Source organism: Pseudomonas sp. 3-2 (assembly GCF_019710535.1).
GTDB classification, from domain to species: Bacteria; Pseudomonadota; Gammaproteobacteria; order Pseudomonadales; family Pseudomonadaceae; genus Aquipseudomonas; species Aquipseudomonas pharyngis.
In genome coordinates, this window is sequence record NZ_CP081200.1 from 5480768 (window position 1) to 5496398 (window position 15631).

Below are 15631 nucleotides of genomic sequence, written 5' to 3' on the forward strand. Positions count from 1 at the left end.
CATGCTTCGTTTACTGTTCTGGATTGCCTTGATCGCCGCTGCTGTCTGGTTGTGGCGCAAATTCAAGGCCCCCGCCTCGTCCACCCGATCGCCTCGCGAACAGGATGCCGCGCCGATGGTGCGCTGCGCCCATTGCGGCGTGCACCTGCCCCGCGACCGCGCGCTGAACCTTCAACAACAGTGGTATTGCAGCCAGGCTCACCTTGAGCAAGGCCCCGGTTCCAGTGATCGCTGAGGCCGACAACGCCGACAGCAAACAGGCCCAGCGACTGCTGCGTCTCTATCATCTGTACCGTTTAAGTGTCGGCATCACCCTGGTGTTGCTGATCTCCAGCAACATGGACAACCGCCTGCTGACCTCGGCCAACGACGAGTGGCTGCGCAATGGCAGCTGGTTGTACCTGGTGCTGAACATCCTGCTGGTGGTGTTCCTCGAGAATATCCGCCGCCCAGCCCAGTTGTTCGGCCTGGCACTGGTCGACATTCTGCTGCTGTGCGGCGTGTTCTATGCGGCCGGCGGTGTGGACAGTGCGATTGGCAACTTGCTGATCGTTTCGGTGGCCATCAGCAACACCTTGCTGCGACGACGTATCGGCTTGCTGATCGCCGCCATCGCCACCCTGGGCATTGTCGGGCTCAGCTTTCTGCTGAGTTTCAGCCATTCCCTGAGCGCCAACGACTATCTGCAGGCCGGCACCCTCGGCGCTCTATGCTTCGCGGCGTCATTGCTGGTGCAAGGATTGATGCGCCGTCTCGAAGTCAGTGAGAACCTGGCCGAGCAGCGCGCCAGCGAAGTGGTGGGGCTCGAAGCCCTCAATGCGCTGATCCTGCAACGCATGCGCACCGGCATTCTCGTGCTCGACGAACAGCGCCGGGTACAACTGGCCAATCACAGCGCCAAGACCCTGCTGGGCCAGACACATCTTGAAGGCGACCTGATCGACGAGCACTCGAGCGCATTGGTCGAACGCCTGCAACTGTGGCTGAACAACCCGACCCTGCGCCCGCAAAGCCTGAAAATCGCCGGCAACGGCCTGGAGCTGCAACCGAGTTTCATCGCCCTGGAACAGAGTCCGAACCGCCAGACCCTGGTGTTTCTCGAAGACCTCGCCCAGATCGCCCAGCAGGCCCAGCAATTGAAACTCGCCGCGCTGGGCCGGCTGACTGCCGGTATCGCCCATGAAATCCGCAATCCGCTGGGGGCCATCAGTCATGCCGCGCAGCTGTTGCAGGAATCCGAGGAACTCGACGGCGCGGATCGGCGTCTGACGCAGATCATTCAAGACCACTCCCAGCGCATGAACCGAGTCATCGAAAACGTCCTGCAACTGTCCCGCCGCCAGCAGAGCGCGCCGCAACGGCTGGATCTCAAGCCGTGGCTGGAGCAGTTCGTCGACGAGAGCCGCGAACAGGCCGGCGAGCGCCAGCACATTCATCTGCAAATCGGTCCGGGGGATTTTCGCACCCTGATGGATCCCGGCCAGCTCACGCAGATTCTCGACAATCTGTTACGCAACGGCTGGCGCCACAGTGCCCTTTTGCACGACCCGGCCGAGATCTGGCTGACGCTATCCATCGACCCCGAGAGCACGCTGGCCGTGCTCGAAGTGCAAGACAACGGCCCCGGCGTGCCGCTCGATCAACAGGTTCACCTGTTCGAACCGTTCTTTACCACCAGCAGCCAAGGCACCGGCCTTGGGCTTTATCTGTCCCGTGAGCTGTGCGAAAGCAATCAAGCGCGCCTAGACTTCAAATCACGCCAAGGCGGCGGCTGCTTTCGCATCACCTTTGCTCACGGACGGAAACAAAGTTGAATACGAGCCCACGGCAAAAAATCCTCATCGTCGACGACGAGCCGGATATCCGCGAACTCCTGGAAATCACCCTGGGACGGATGAAACTCGACACCTTCAGCGCACGCAATCTCGCAGAGGCCCAGGCGCTGCTGCACCGCGAGACCTTCGATCTGTGCCTGACCGACATGCGCCTGCCCGACGGCACCGGCCTGGAACTGGTGCAGCACATTCAGCAACGTTATCCCCAACTGCCGGTGGCGATGATCACCGCCTATGGCAGCCTGGAAACGGCGATCAACGCCCTCAAGGCCGGGGCTTTCGACTTCCTGACCAAACCCGTGGATCTGACACGCCTGCGCGAGCTGGTCGGCTCGGCGTTGCGCATGCCGGCGCCGGGCAATGTCTGCACTTCGATCGACCGGCGGCTGCTCGGCGATTCACCGCCGATGCGCAACCTGCGCAAACAGATCGACAAACTTGCCCGCAGCCAGGCACCGGTCTACATCAGCGGCGAATCTGGCAGCGGCAAGGAACTGGTGGCCCGATTGATTCATGAGCAGGGCCCGCGCGCCAGCCAGCCATTCGTACCGGTGAACTGCGGGGCGATTCCTTCGGAGTTGATGGAGAGCGAGTTTTTCGGCCACCGCAAAGGCAGTTTCAGCGGCGCGGTGGAGGATAAACCGGGACTGTTTCAGGCGGCCCATGGCGGCACGCTGTTTCTCGATGAAGTGGCGGATTTGCCGCTGCCGATGCAGGTCAAGCTGCTGCGGGCGATCCAGGAAAAAGCCGTGCGCAGCGTCGGCGGGCAACAGGAAACCGTGGTCGATGTGCGCATCCTCTGCGCGACGCACAAGGACCTCGATGCGGAAGTGGCTGCCGAGCGTTTCCGTCAGGATCTGTATTACCGGCTGAACGTGATCGAACTGCGTGTGCCGTCCCTGCGCGAACGTCGCGAGGACATCGAAGCACTGGCCGGCCACATGCTCAAGCGCCTGGCCAATGGCACCGGGCAGCCGGCGGCACGCCTTCATCCCCATGCCCTCGAGGCGCTGAAAAACTACCGCTTCCCGGGCAACGTGCGGGAGTTGGAGAACGTGCTCGAGCGGGCGCACACCCTATGTGAAAACCGCACGATCGAGACCGATGACTTACGCCTGAGTGAAGGTAACGGCGCCGCCGAGGGCGGGGTTGCCGATCTCACCCAGATCGACAACCTCGAAGACTATCTTGAAAGCGTCGAGCGCAAACTGATTTTGCAGGCGCTGGAGGAAACCCGCTGGAATCGCACGGCGGCGGCGCAGCGGTTGAGCCTGTCATTTCGGTCGATGCGCTACAGGCTCAAGAAACTGGGTCTGGATTGAGGGCCCCTTAGCGGGCAAGTCGAATCGTCGCACCGCCGCTCCCACAGTTTTGTGCCGTGCTCAACTTTTGAGTAAAGCGCCGTACCCTGTGGGAGCGGCGGTGCGACGATTCGACTTGCCCGCGAAAGCGATTTATCAGGCACCGCTAAAAAACTGACTAGATCCGTCCGGCCGGTGCATACGGCGCCGGATCAATGATCGGCGCGCGCCCCAGCATCACATCGGCAAACAACTGACAGGACGCCGGCGCCAGCACCAGCCCGTTGCGGTAATGCCCGCAGTTCAGCCATAGACCGTCAAAACCCGGAACCCGGCCAATGTAAGGGATGCCCTCGGGCGAACCCGGTCGCAGCCCGGCCCAGTGCCCCACCACTTCGGCATCGGCCAGCGCCGGCAGCAACTCGACTGCCGATGCCTTGAGGCTTTCCAGTGCGTTGTCCGTCGGGGTCTTGTCGAAGCCTTCGTGTTCCAGCGTACTGCCGATCAGAATATGCCCGTCACGGCGCGGAATCGCGTAGCGCCCCTTGGCCAGCACCATGCTCGGCAGGAAATCCGCCGCGCACTTGTAGAGAATCATCTGGCCCTTGACCGGTTCCACCGGCAGCGACAGGTCCAGGGTCTTGAGCAGTTCGCCGCTCCACGCACCTGCGGTGAGAACGACCTGATCACCGGGGATCACACCAGTGGAGCTCTGCACGCCCACCACCCGCTCGCCATCACGGACAAACCCGCTGACTTCGCACTGCTCGTGAATCGTCACGTTCGGCAACGCCTGCAAAGCCGCTTTCAAAGACTTCACCAGCCGCGGATTGCGCACGTTGGCCACATCGGCCATGTAAATCGCCCGGGAAAAGCCGCCACCGAGCACTGGCACCGCATCATGCGCCGCCGAGATATCCACAGCCCGTAGCGGACGGTCCTCCCGCGCGGCCCAGGCCAGCGCTTCGGCTTCGTCATCCAGATCCAGCCAGTACAGGCCGGTGGTGTGCACTTCGGGATCGACCCCGGTATCGGCAAACAGACGCTCGCCCAGCTGTGGATAAAAATCCTGCGACCAATGCGCCAGCGCGGTGACGGCCGGGCTGTAGCGCCACGGGTACAGCGGAGACACGATACCGCCGCCGGCCCAGGACGATTCCTGGCCGACGTTCGAACGATCCAGCAGCACCACGCTGCCGACCTCGGAGGCGAGGTTGTACGCAGTGAGCAGGCCAATCACCCCGCCACCGACAATCACCACTTGCTGTTGCCTGGTCATGTTTGATCCAACCGTAAAAAAGACAGTGGGCGCAAAAGGCGCCCGAAATAATGCGGCTCAGCGGCCCCAGCAATCCTTGGTGGTCAGCCCGGTGGTCGCATTGTTCATGCTTCTGACACCGGTGTTGGTGAGGGTGAAATCCCCGCACTTGTCAGTGGCCATGGCCGTGCCGGTCTTGCGGGTCGCGGTCAGCAGGAAGGTCTGATCGGTGATCGTCGGCGTGATGGTGTAGAAATCGTTGCCGGTGCTCAACCCGGTGACACCGGTGTAGACGTTGTTCTTCGAATAGAAGCGCTCGAGGATCTGTGCCTGTTCCGACAAAGTGCTGACCATGTCGGCACGACGGCCCTTCTTCACGTATTCGGTGAGGCTCGGATAGCCGATGGTGATGACGATACCGATGATCGCAATCACGATCATGATTTCGATCAGGGTGAAACCTCGGTTGGATCTGCGCATGCCTCGAACTCTCGCTTACTGAATTTGCCGCCACATGATACGACGGCTGCCGCCGCCGGATTTTTCCACCAGGGTGGTGATACCGCCACTGGAATCGTTCACGACCTTGCGTGATGCACCGTTGACGATGGCGTTCAAGGTCGGGATACCACCGGTGAACACCACGCCGCTGGAAATCGTGTCGTTGCTGTCGACCACGCCATCGGCGTTGGTGTCGAGCACCGCGTAGTTGAGCATCTTACCGCTGAACGCATCGAGTTCGATCAGTTTGCCGGTACCGAAACTGGAACACGGGTCGGTGGTATCGACACTGGCCGTGGTGAACACGATGCGTCCCAGCACCAGACTGGCCTGATTGATCACCCGTTCGCCAGTCAAGGCGTTGTTGTACACCAGCGGCAGATACCAGCCCTTCTCCGCCGGATAAGTCGTGTCGTTCTGGCTGGTGGTGACGAACTGCCCGGTACTGCCGGAGAACACCCCGGTAATCGCCTGCGCCTGCAAACTGCTGACCGTGATCTGGCCCGACCCGCCATCGGCATCCCACACCGAATAGAACGCCTGCAAATCCTTGTTGGTCTTGTCGGCGGCTTCGTTGAACTTGCCGGTGCCAACGAAAATCTGTTTGCCGCCCAGAGCGTTGTCCGCCAGTAATGGCTGCGCGGTGATCGGCTGACTCGTCCCGCCGGCCGTGGTGAACAACGGCTTGCCGGAAAACGCTACGCCCCAGCTGTCGGAGGACGTGGCGCTCAGGTCGAACTTCCACAACCGCCCCTTCAAGTCACCGCCATACGCCGCCTGCACCACGTTCTGCGAATTGACCCGCAGCTTCACCGAGGACAAACCGTTGGTGGTTTCCGTACTGTCGATGACGATTTTCTTGATCAGCGAGCCGTCACGCACATCCAGCACATACAGCGCCGCCACCCCGGAGTTGCTGCCGTAACCGTTGGCAATGAACGCCGCCCAGCGACCATCGGCCAAGCGTGCCACTTCCGGACGGGCATAGGCATAACCCAGATCATTGAAAGCGTTGGAAGTACTGACGGTTGTCGGCGCGCTGACTTCCCACAAGGCACGGATGACGTTGCCTGCCGAGGCGTCGAACAGCTGAAGCCCGTAGAAAGTCTTGCCACCGGCTCCTGTCCCGCCGATGGCCAGGGTTTTCCAGGCCGTGCCGAATTGCGCATCGAACACACCGATCTGACCATCCACCAGAAACTTGTGGCTGACGCCATTGACGTAGTTCGGATCGGCAATCAGGCGCAGCGAGGGCAATACGCTGGACGGCATGTAGGCATAGCGCCGGGTACCGTTGGCCGAGTTGATGACGCTGACAAAACCGTCGTTGGCGTTCACCACCAGGCTGGCATTCATGTTCGAAGCCTTGGTGGTCAGGTAGGTGCTGTAGGTGGTGTCACCGGCCAGATCGGAGGCGGTTTTTTCCGTGGGCGAAGCCAGCACCAGCGGCGCGTTGATGATGTCTCCGAGCAACACGCTGCGCACTTTAAGGCCGGCCTTGTTGGTGCCCTTGCTCCATTCAACCAGGTCGATGCCGCTGATGCCGGCGGGCAAACCCTGGCTGAGAACGGTCTGTTGGGCCGACGAGAAGTTGCCGTAAGCCAGCGTCACCGCCGCGTTGTTCAGAGTGTTCCATGACTGGTAGGTCGGCGCGGTGGCGCCGGGCACGATGGTGGTGTCGGTGGTCCACAATACCGCCGAGGTGTTGACCGCCCCGGCCGAGTTGAAGCCAAAGGACTTGATCGTGCCGCGCCAGTCCTTGGGGTCATAACTGGTCTGGAAATAGCTGGTGCCGCTCGCCAGCGTGGTGCCACTGGCCACGCCGCTGCCGCCGGAACCAGCCTTGGAAGTGATATCGCTCAACGCCGAAGACAATGCGGCATTCAGGCCGGCGCTGTCGGTCGCCTGGTAGTAGCGGCCCTGTCCGTAATCGGCGGCGTCCGAGAGCATGTCGTTGGAAGCGGTGAAACCCACGGTGTAGGTGTTCATGTTCTGCCTGGGGAAATCCACCGCGTTCCAGCTCTTACCCGCTGCATCGGTGCCGGTGGAACGCATGTCGATGTCGAAGGCGAACTTGGCGATATCGTCCAGATACAGCGTATCGCCCTCCCCGTCCCCGTTGAGGTTGTTCCCGTCATTGTTGATGCCGTCCCAGTTCGGCAAGCGGCTGCCACCCAGCGGGTCGTTGCTGGGAAAGGTGCGGTCATAGGTCGGCAAACCATCAGTGATCACCACCCCGTAGTTTTTCTGGCAGCGGTACTGGATCGGGCTGGTGTAAGTGCTCGGCGTGCTGTTGTAGTACGGCGCCATCCCGCGCATGTAGCGAGTGATCTCGTAATAGGTCTCGGCCAGAGGCGTATTGGCTACCGCACTCAGGCCGTTGATCGAGGAAATCAGTGCGTTGTAGTTGGTATCGGCCTGGGCCTGGGTCACGCTGCCGCTGACCGGTGACAGGTCGCTGATGGAGCGGGCAATGAAACCGCCGTTGCCGGGGTTGTTGCTGGTGGCCGGATTGAAGGTGGCCAGGCCCATGCGCAGGTTGCGGTTGCTGGTGACCAGTGCGGTGGAGACGTTGCGCGCCACGTTGATCCGGTAATCGTTGGGAATCGCCCCGGTGGTGAAGTCGCGTGTGCCGTTGTTGATCGCCAGACTCACCACGTAGGAAATGTAATCCGCCGAATAGCGGGTGTTGCCGCTGCCCACCGGATCCGGCAGCTTCAGGCAGAGCGGCGTCAGGCTGTTGTTGTAGAACGCATAGGCGCCGCCGGAGCAGCCGGAGGTCGGCAGGCTCGACAGAAAGATCGTATCGCCGGTAATGGCGGTCGAGCTCAGACACAGACCGATGACCGCGTTGCACTGCCGAGCCGGCGTGCGATCCACGGTCGGATCGAACCCTGCTGCATAGATGATGCTGTTCATGCTGCCCGAGTCGTCGATCATCAACATCACGTTCGGAGACACCGCAGCCGCGCTCAACAGCGGCGAATCGGACGGCGTGAAGGCATACGCCGGTGCAGCCAGATAGAGCCCGGTCAGCATGCCGAGCAGCAGCGACAACCATTTGAAGCGTCGCTCAGTACTTCGCATAGACACTCTCCACCACACTGCGCAAAGTGCCGGCGATGCCGACGGCCGTGACCCGGTACAACGTCGCCGAGGTGTTGCTCGGTACGTTCACCGCCGTCAGGGTCGTGCCGATGTTCTGTACTCCGTAAAACCCGCTGCCGGCGGCGATCCAGGTGACCCCCGACGTGGAATTGAACCCGGCCGCGCTGACCACCGAGGACTCCGCCGGCGGCGCGCATTGGGTAGGGCTGGCGCACACCGCCAGCGCGTAGCCATCCAGTTGCACCGCACTTTCGCCGATGCGCAGCGCCGCCTCGGCAGTCTGGAACGATTGATTGCGCAAACTCACGCTGCCGGCCATTTTTTCCTGCAGGTTGGCGCTTTGCATCGATGACAGGCCGATCACCGTCAGAAGCAGCAGAAATACCAGGCTGACCAGCAACACCATGCCGCCCTGGGACCTTCGCCGATGGAGAGAAACGTTCATCGCTCGCCCCTCACTGCAAGCGGTTGCGCAAGGCGGCAACCACGTTGAAGGTTTGATTGCTGACCCGGTTGTTCGGGTCAGTGAGGGTCAGGCTCAGGCGCACGCTGCGAATCCGCGCCGGATCACCGGGGTTGGCGCTGTAGGTGGACGCCGCGACATCGGTCGCAGAACTCGCCAGACCAAACATCACGGTGAACGCACTGACATTGTTCACCAGCACCTGCTGGGCGGGGTTGCCGCTGCCGGTGCCCATCAGAATCTGGTTGTTGCTGAAGCTGTAGATCAGCCGACGGATCGGAAACGCGATCTGTCCTGTCGCCGCCACCCGCGCGCCGGTATAAGCCGTGGCGCTGTTGCGGCAATCGGAGACCACCGTCCAGGTCGGGGTCCCGCCCGCACTGCCGACATCAGCGGTGACCAGGGTCAGCTTGAGGTTGGCGTTGTCCCAACTGATAGGCATGATCTGGGCCGCCGTGAAATCCCCCGCCGAGCTGGAATCGGTAATGGTGCCCAGGCAGCCGAACATGCCCACCATGCGCAGTTCCTGAATCATCTTGCTCAGCACAAACCGCGCGTCCTCCTGCATGGCGGCCGCACTGTTCTGACTGACGTAAGTGTTCTTCGCCGCCAGGAAGATCTGCACCACGCCGAGCACCACGATCAGCCCCAGCGCCAGAGCGACCAGCATTTCGATCAGACCGAAACCCAGGTTATGGCGCTTCATGGTGTGGTCACCGGATCGACCGCGGCGCGACTGGTCAGGACGAAGCTGCGGGTTGCACCGGTCGTATTGGCGGCGCGCGCGTCACTCCAGGTGATGGTGATGGTGTACACGCGCTGATTGAGGGTGATGCTGCCGGTGGCGGTCGGGCCGCCGAAATTGACGATGTTGGTGCTGAAATCGTAGAGATCCTGATCCCGGGCGACACTCAGATTGCCCGTGGTCGGTGGTGTCACGGTGTAGTCGGCGCCGGAATTGGCGCGAATCCGGTCCATCATGTCGTAGGCGATGAAACTTGCCTGGCTGGTCATCCGCGAGCTGTCGGTGTACTTCAGCGCATTGAGCTGAACCGCCGCCGCGCCCAGCAACCCGACCGTCAGAATCAACAACGCGACCAGCACTTCGATCAGCGTCATGCCCTCCTGTGCGTGCTTGCTCCCTGCCCTCATCCGCAACTTCCACCCAATTGAATTCGTCCGTTCAGACACACGTTCAGCGTCCTGCTTTGCGTGCCCAGCGTGTAACTGATGACCACCGCCGTGGACGGCGCCGCCAGCCCGCCCAGATTATTGAAATCCAGTGCGGTCACCCCAGAGGGTAGCGTCAGAGTCGCACCGCTGCTCATTGCTGGAACAACCCGCAATACATTGGCCGGAGTGCCAGTACTGTCGTAGACCGACAACTCGCCGGTCCAGACACTGCCGCCGGCGCTCGGCCGCAAGCGAGTGGTGACGCCCCGGTTGATCGCCTCGAGCCTGGCGTAGTTGAGGGCCCGTTGCAGGTCGCCGACCTCGGTGTCGGCCTTGCTGCCCTGCACCGAACGGGTGAATGCCGGCACCGCCATCGTGATCAGGATCACAAACACCGCGACCGCCACCAACAGCTCGATCAGCGTGAAACCTTTTGTACGATGATCCATCGATGCCCTCCGTTGCCGTCGGCTATACCTGTACAAACCTAGAACATTCGACCGGCATGCGCCGGTTGATTTACCGCGTGCGGCGCACGGATTGCGCCGCCGTGCACAATCCAGGGAGGAGGCGCACATGCCGCAACAGGGTTTCAGTCTGGTCGAACTGCTTATGGGACTGGCGATCGGCGCAATTGTTCTGTCGCTGGTCAGTCCGGCGCTGGCGGACTTCACCGAATCAAACCGGCGGCAGCAGGCCGCGCAGTCTTTGCTCGACGGGATTCGTAATGCCCGGAGCATGGCCATCACGCGCAACCAGAGCGTGGTGATTCATGGCATCAACGGTGACTGGGGTCAGGGCTGGCGGATCATTCTGGATCTCAATGGAAAGGGGTCGGCGGATGCGGGTAATCCATTGCTGATCGAGCAGGCGAATGACGGAAAGATACCGATTGTCGGCAACTGGCTGGTGAGCCGGTACATACGCTTCAGCAGCCTGGGCCAGCCACTGGTGCCGGACCGCAAGTTTCAGGCGGGGACGATACATCTATGTTCGGCTCGTGAACCGGTCAGCCAGCTTCAGGTGGTGCTGGCGGCGACCGGTCGCGTACGCCTGGCCAGCCAAAAGGCTGAACAGGCGTTGTGCCGAAAGGATAAAGCGATCAGATCGAACGGACGCGCAGCTCTTTAGGCATCGAGAACGTGATGTTCTCCTCACGCCCTGCCAGTTCGTCGGCGCCGGTGGCGCCCCAGGCCTGCAACTGCTGGATCACGCCACGTACCAGAACTTCCGGGGCGGAGGCGCCGGCGGTGATGCCGATGCGCTCGACACCGTCGAACCAGCTCTTCTGCAGGTCTTCGGCGCCATCGATCAGGTAGGCCGGCGTGGCCATGCGCTCGGCCAGCTCACGCAGGCGGTTGGAGTTGGAACTGTTCGGACTGCCCACTACCAACACCACATCGCATTCGTCGGCCAGTTGCTTGACCGCGTCCTGACGGTTCTGGGTGGCGTAGCAGATATCGTCCTTGCGCGGCCCGCCAATGGCCGGGAAACGCGTACGCAGCGCATCGATGACACGGCTGGTGTCATCCATGGACAACGTGGTCTGGGTGACAAAGGCGAGCTTGTCGGGGTTGCGCACCTGCAGCTCGGCGACATCCTTCTCGTCTTCGACGAGGTAGATCGCGCCGCCATTGCTGGCGTCGTACTGGCCCATGGTGCCTTCGACTTCCGGGTGACCGGCGTGGCCGATCAGGATGCATTCACGGCCGTCGCGGCTGTATTTCGCGACTTCGATGTGCACCTTGGTCACCAGCGGGCAGGTGGCGTCGAACACTTTCAGGCCACGGCCGGCGGCTTCGCTACGCACAGCTTGCGAGACGCCGTGGGCACTGAAGATCACGATGACATCGTCCGGCACCTGATCCAGCTCTTCGACAAAGATCGCGCCACGACTGCGCAGGTCTTCGACCACGAACTTGTTGTGCACCACTTCATGACGCACATAGATCGGCGGCCCGAAGACTTCCAGGGCGCGGTTGACGATTTCGATCGCCCGGTCCACGCCGGCGCAGAAGCCACGGGGGTTGGCGAGTTTGATTTGCATGCTGTGCCTCGTGTCTTGCGCGCAAGAAAATGGATCATTGCAATCCCTGTGGGAGCGGGCTTGCTCGCGAAAGCGGTGTGCCAGACAACTTTTATGTTGAATGTCAGTCAGCATTCGCGAGCAAGCCCGCTCCCACAGGGGTTCTGCTGTGTTACTCAGAGCGCTTTGACGGAGAAGATTTCCACGTCAAAGGTCAGCGTCTTGCCTGCCAGCGGGTGGTTGAAGTCGACGGTCACTTGTGCGTCGTCGAACTCTTTCACCACACCCGGCAGCTCAGTATTGGCCGCATCGTTGAAGATCACCAGCAGCCCCGGCGACAGTTCCATGTCCGCAAACTGCGAACGCGGGATGATCTGTACGTTTTGCGGGTTCGGCTGGCCGAAGGCGTTTTCCGGCTCGACGGTCAGGGTACGCTTGTCGCCAGCCTTGAAGCCGAACAGCGCAGCCTCGAAACCCGGCAGCAGGTTGCCGTCGCCGACCTTGAAGGTCGCAGGGGCTTTGTCGAAAGTGCTGTCGACCGTGTCGCCGTTCTCCAGGCGCAATGCAAAGTGCAAGGTGACTTCCGTGTTCTGGCCGATGCGTTGCTCAGCCAATACCTGTTCAGTCATGAACGGCTTCTCCGGTTTTTTTACTTTTGAACATGTCCAGTGCCAGCATCACCGCACCAACGGTGATGGCGCTGTCGGCGAAGTTGAATGCCGGGAAGTACCAGCGGTTCTGCCAGTGCACCAGAATGAAGTCGATCACATGGCCCAGGGCAATGCGGTCATAAAGGTTGCCCAATGCGCCGCCCAGCACCAGCGCCAGCGCGATGGCCAGCCAGGTTTCGTTGCGGCCCAGGCGCTTGAGCCAGACCACCAGCACCGCACTGACCACAATCGCGATCAGCGCGAACAGCCAGCGCTGCCAGCCGGAGCTGTCCGCGAGGAAGCTGAAGGCAGCGCCGGTGTTGTAGGCCAGGGTCCAGCTGAAGTAATCAGGGATGATCACGATCTGCTGGAACATCTCGAGCTTGCCTTCGAAGTAGAACTTGCTGGCCTGGTCGATGACCAGAACCAGCAAGCTCAACCAGAGCCAGCTCAGCCGTCCGAAACGGCCAACGGCATTAGGCATAGTGACGAACCTCGCCGGCGCCATCGATGTTGTCCACGCAACGACCGCAGATTTCCGGATGCTCCGGGTTCACGCCGACGTCTTCGCGGCAGTGCCAGCAACGGGCACATTTCGGGAAGGCAGACTTGACGATCTTCAGCTTCAGGCCGCTGACTTCGGTGGCCACAGCGTCGGCCGGAGCCTGCACGAACGGCGCAACAGTGGCAGTCGAGGTGATCAGGACAAAGCGCAGCTCGTTGCTCAGTTTGGCCAGGTCGGCAGTCAGCGCGTCTTCGGCAAACAGCGTCACTTCGGCTTGCAGGTTGCCACCGACGGCCTTGGCCGCGCGCTGGATTTCCATCTCTTTGTTGACCGCCACCTTCACTTCCATGATGCGATCCCAGTACTCGCGACCCAGCTCGAAGCCTTCCGGCAACTCGGTCAGGCCTTCATACCAGGTGTTGAGCATCACCGATTCGTTGCGCTCGCCCGGCAGGTATTGCCACAGCTCGTCGGCGGTGAACGCCAGGATCGGCGCGATCCAGCGCACCAGCGCTTCGGAGATGTGGAACAGCGCGGTCTGGCACGAACGACGGGCCTTGCTGTCGGCGCCGGTGGTGTACTGGCGATCCTTGATGATGTCCAGGTAGAAACCACCCAGCTCCTGCACGCAGAAGTTGTGGATCTTCGAGTAGACGTTCCAGAACCGGTATTCGCCGTAGTGCTCTTGCAGCTCACGTTGCAGCAGCAGCGTACGGTCCACCGCCCAGCGATCCAGCGCCAGCATGTCTTCGGCCGGCAGCAGATCGGTGGCCGGGTTGAAACCGGTCAGGTTGGAAAGCAGGAAACGCGCGGTGTTACGAATACGACGATAGGCGTCCGCGCTGCGCTGCAGGATCTGCTCGGACACGGCCATTTCGCCGGAGTAGTCGGTCGACGCGACCCACAGACGCATGATGTCGGCGCCCAGGGTATCGTTGACTTTCTGCGGCGCGATCACGTTGCCCAGGGACTTGGACATCTTGCGGCCGGACTCGTCCACGGTGAAGCCGTGGGTCAGCAGCTCGCGGTATGGCGCGTGGTTGTCGATGGCGCAACCGGTCAGCAAGGACGAATGGAACCAGCCACGGTGCTGGTCCGAACCTTCCAGGTACAGGTCGGCACGCGGACCGGTCTCGTGGCCCATCGGATGCGAACCGCGCAGGACGTGCCAGTGGGTGGTGCCCGAGTCGAACCAGACGTCGAGGGTGTCGCTGATCTTGTCGTACTGCGGCGCTTCATCGCCCAGCAGTTCGGCAGCGTCGAGTTTGAACCAGGCTTCGATGCCTTCGACTTCAACGCGCTTGGCCACTTCTTCCATCAGCTCGACGGTGCGCGGGTGCAGTTCGCCGCTTTCCTTGTTCAGGAAGAACGGGATCGGTACGCCCCAGTTGCGCTGACGGGAGATGCACCAGTCCGGACGGTTGGCGATCATCGAGTGCAGGCGCGCCTGGCCCCAGGCCGGAACGAACTTGGTGTCTTCGATGGCTTTGAGCGAGCGTACGCGCAGGGTGTCGCCGCTGACTGGCTCCTTGTCCATGCCGATGAACCACTGCGCGGTGGCGCGGTAGATCAGCGGGGTCTTGTGACGCCAGCAGTGCATGTAGCTGTGTTCGATGACGGTGGTGTGCAGCAGCGCACCGACTTCGGTCAGTTTTTCGACGATGGCCGGGTTGGCCTTCCAGATGAACTGGCCGCCGAAGAATTCCAGCGACGGCACGTAGACGCCGTTGCTCTGTACCGGGTTGAGGATGTCGTCGTTGACCATGCCGTACTTCTTGCAGGTCACGAAGTCGTCCACGCCGTAGGCCGGCGCGGAGTGAACCACGCCGGTGCCGGCACCCAGTTCCACGTAGTCGGCCAGGTACACCGGCGACAGACGGTCATAGAACGGGTGACGGAAATTGATCAGTTCCAGCGCCGAACCCGGTGCGGTGGCCAATACGGTGCCTTCGACGCCGTAACGGCTCAGGCAGGATTCGACCAGCTCTTCAGCCAGCACCAGCAGCTTGTCGCCGATGTCGACCAGGGCGTAGGTGAATTCCGGGTGAACGTTGAGCGCCTGGTTGGCCGGGATGGTCCACGGGGTGGTGGTCCAGATCACGATCGAGGCCGGTTTGCCCAGGGACGGCAGACCGAATGCGGCGGCCAGTTTGGCCTCGTCAGCGATCGGGAACGCTACGTCGATGGTCGAGGACTTCTTGTTCTCGTACTCGACTTCCGCTTCGGCCAGGGCCGAACCGCAATCGAAGCACCAGTTCACCGGTTTCAAGCCCTTGAACACGAAACCGCCCTTGACGATTTCGGCGAGGGCGCGGATTTCACCGGCCTCGTTCTTGAAGTTCATGGTCTTGTACGGATTGGCGAAGTCGCCCAGGACGCCGAGGCGGATGAACTCGGTCTTCTGCCCTTCGATCTGCTCGGTGGCGTAGGCACGGCACAGTTCGCGGGTCTTGTCCGCGCCCAGGTTCTTGCCGTGGGTCACTTCGACCTTGTGCTCGATCGGCAGGCCGTGGCAATCCCAGCCCGGGACATACGGCGCGTCGAAGCCCGACAGGGTCTTCGAGCGGATGATCATGTCCTTGAGAATCTTGTTCAGTGCGTGACCGATGTGAATCGTACCGTTGGCGTACGGAGGGCCGTCGTGCAGGACGAACTTCGGACGATCCTTGCCAATCTCGCGCAACTTTCCGTACAGGCCAATACTGTCCCAGCGCTGCAGGATCTGCGGTTCGCGCTGTGGCAGGCCGGCCTTCATTGGGAAGGCGGTGTCCGGAAGGTTTAGCGTGGCTTTATAGTCGGTCATTTAAGGCT

15 protein-coding genes are annotated in these 15631 nt (G+C 61.6%); 4 read left to right on the forward strand and 11 right to left on the reverse strand.

Annotated features, from left to right (window positions below; translation table 11 throughout):
- Nucleotide 1: 1 nt before the first annotated feature.
- The 3 genes from K3819_RS24855 to K3819_RS24865 are packed head-to-tail and all read left to right on the forward strand — an operon-like array spanning nt 2 to nt 3157.
- Nucleotides 2-235 (forward strand): PP0621 family protein, encoded by a 234-nt coding sequence (locus tag K3819_RS24855; protein WP_039771683.1) that lies wholly within the window; start codon nt 2-4, stop codon nt 233-235.
- On the forward strand, nt 225-1814 hold the full coding sequence (locus K3819_RS24860; RefSeq protein ID WP_221399732.1) for an ATP-binding protein: 1590 nt from the start codon (nt 225-227) through the stop codon (nt 1812-1814). The genes K3819_RS24855 and K3819_RS24860 overlap by 11 nt, the downstream gene beginning before the upstream one ends.
- Complete coding sequence (locus K3819_RS24865) at nt 1811-3157, forward strand: sigma-54 dependent transcriptional regulator (protein WP_221398122.1); 1347 nt, start codon at nt 1811-1813, stop codon at nt 3155-3157. Before K3819_RS24860 ends, K3819_RS24865 begins: the two co-directional genes overlap by 4 nt.
- Before the next feature lie 157 nt (nt 3158-3314).
- Here the strand turns inward: K3819_RS24865 and thiO are convergent, their stop codons facing one another.
- From thiO to K3819_RS24900, 7 genes are read right to left on the reverse strand one after another with little or no spacing between them, the layout of a single operon-like run.
- A complete protein-coding gene (thiO, locus tag K3819_RS24870; protein WP_221398123.1) occupies nt 3315-4415 on the reverse strand; it encodes a glycine oxidase ThiO in 1101 nt (366 codons plus the stop codon).
- A gap of 57 nt (nt 4416-4472) precedes the next feature.
- Nucleotides 4473-4874, reverse strand: coding sequence for a type IV pilin protein (locus K3819_RS24875; RefSeq protein WP_221398124.1), 402 nt, complete (start codon nt 4872-4874; stop codon nt 4473-4475).
- A gap of 15 nt (nt 4875-4889) precedes the next feature.
- A complete protein-coding gene (locus K3819_RS24880) occupies nt 4890-7982 on the reverse strand; it encodes a pilus assembly protein (protein WP_221398125.1) in 3093 nt (1030 codons plus the stop codon).
- Nucleotides 7969-8448 (reverse strand): PilX N-terminal domain-containing pilus assembly protein, encoded by a 480-nt coding sequence (locus K3819_RS24885; RefSeq protein ID WP_221398126.1) that lies wholly within the window; start codon nt 8446-8448, stop codon nt 7969-7971. The genes K3819_RS24880 and K3819_RS24885 overlap by 14 nt, the downstream gene beginning before the upstream one ends.
- 10 nt (nt 8449-8458) lie before the next feature.
- The gene (locus tag K3819_RS24890) at nt 8459-9172 is read right to left on the reverse strand and encodes a PilW family protein (protein WP_085612618.1); all 714 of its coding nucleotides are present in this window, start codon (nt 9170-9172) and stop codon (nt 8459-8461) included.
- Entirely contained in the window at nt 9169-9618 is a 450-nt protein-coding gene (pilV, locus tag K3819_RS24895) for a type IV pilus modification protein PilV (RefSeq protein ID WP_221398127.1), read from the reverse strand. The genes K3819_RS24890 and pilV overlap by 4 nt, the downstream gene beginning before the upstream one ends.
- Complete coding sequence (locus tag K3819_RS24900; RefSeq protein WP_064599521.1) at nt 9615-10088, reverse strand: GspH/FimT family pseudopilin; 474 nt, start codon at nt 10086-10088, stop codon at nt 9615-9617. The genes pilV and K3819_RS24900 overlap by 4 nt, the downstream gene beginning before the upstream one ends.
- 127 nt (nt 10089-10215) lie before the next feature.
- Between K3819_RS24900 and K3819_RS24905 the strand changes: the two genes are divergently transcribed.
- Nucleotides 10216-10770: a GspH/FimT family protein gene (locus K3819_RS24905; RefSeq protein WP_221398128.1), complete on the forward strand. Its 555-nt coding sequence runs from the start codon at nt 10216-10218 to the stop codon at nt 10768-10770.
- Here the strand turns inward: K3819_RS24905 and ispH are convergent.
- From ispH to ileS, 4 genes are all read right to left on the reverse strand, one after another.
- Complete coding sequence (gene ispH, locus K3819_RS24910; protein WP_085612615.1) at nt 10742-11686, reverse strand: 4-hydroxy-3-methylbut-2-enyl diphosphate reductase; 945 nt, start codon at nt 11684-11686, stop codon at nt 10742-10744. The two genes, K3819_RS24905 and ispH, sit on opposite strands and share 29 nt — an antisense overlap.
- A gap of 155 nt (nt 11687-11841) precedes the next feature.
- Nucleotides 11842-12279, reverse strand: coding sequence for an FKBP-type peptidyl-prolyl cis-trans isomerase (fkpB, locus tag K3819_RS24915; protein WP_170928297.1), 438 nt, complete (start codon nt 12277-12279; stop codon nt 11842-11844).
- Nucleotides 12280-12286: 7 nt separating this feature from the next.
- Nucleotides 12287-12799, reverse strand: a complete 513-nt coding sequence (gene lspA / locus K3819_RS24920; RefSeq protein ID WP_064118729.1) for a signal peptidase II — start codon at nt 12797-12799, stop codon at nt 12287-12289.
- On the reverse strand, nt 12792-15623 hold the full coding sequence (gene ileS / locus K3819_RS24925; protein ID WP_221398129.1) for an isoleucine--tRNA ligase: 2832 nt from the start codon (nt 15621-15623) through the stop codon (nt 12792-12794). The genes lspA and ileS overlap by 8 nt, the downstream gene beginning before the upstream one ends.
- Nucleotides 15624-15631 lie beyond the last annotated feature (8 nt).

Bases quoted from the DNA above. Each gene is read 5' to 3' on its own strand.
- pilV (WP_221398127.1), bottom strand. From the start codon at position 9,618: ATGAGGGCAGGGAGCAAGCACGCACAGGAGGGCATGACGCTGATCGAA.
- K3819_RS24875 (WP_221398124.1), bottom strand. From the start codon at position 4,874: ATGCGCAGATCCAACCGAGGTTTCACCCTGATCGAAATCATGATCGTG.
- ileS (WP_221398129.1), bottom strand. From the start codon at position 15,623: ATGACCGACTATAAAGCCACGCTAAACCTTCCGGACACCGCCTTCCCA.
- K3819_RS24905 (WP_221398128.1), top strand. From the start codon at position 10,216: ATGCCGCAACAGGGTTTCAGTCTGGTCGAACTGCTTATGGGACTGGCG.
- K3819_RS24900 (WP_064599521.1), bottom strand. From the start codon at position 10,088: ATGGATCATCGTACAAAAGGTTTCACGCTGATCGAGCTGTTGGTGGCG.
- ispH (WP_085612615.1), bottom strand. From the start codon at position 11,686: ATGCAAATCAAACTCGCCAACCCCCGTGGCTTCTGCGCCGGCGTGGAC.
- K3819_RS24880 (WP_221398125.1), bottom strand. From the start codon at position 7,982: ATGCGAAGTACTGAGCGACGCTTCAAATGGTTGTCGCTGCTGCTCGGC.
- K3819_RS24885 (WP_221398126.1), bottom strand. From the start codon at position 8,448: ATGAACGTTTCTCTCCATCGGCGAAGGTCCCAGGGCGGCATGGTGTTG.
- lspA (WP_064118729.1), bottom strand. From the start codon at position 12,799: ATGCCTAATGCCGTTGGCCGTTTCGGACGGCTGAGCTGGCTCTGGTTG.
- K3819_RS24855 (WP_039771683.1), top strand. From the start codon at position 2: ATGCTTCGTTTACTGTTCTGGATTGCCTTGATCGCCGCTGCTGTCTGG.
- thiO (WP_221398123.1), bottom strand. From the start codon at position 4,415: ATGACCAGGCAACAGCAAGTGGTGATTGTCGGTGGCGGGGTGATTGGC.
- K3819_RS24890 (WP_085612618.1), bottom strand. From the start codon at position 9,172: ATGAAGCGCCATAACCTGGGTTTCGGTCTGATCGAAATGCTGGTCGCT.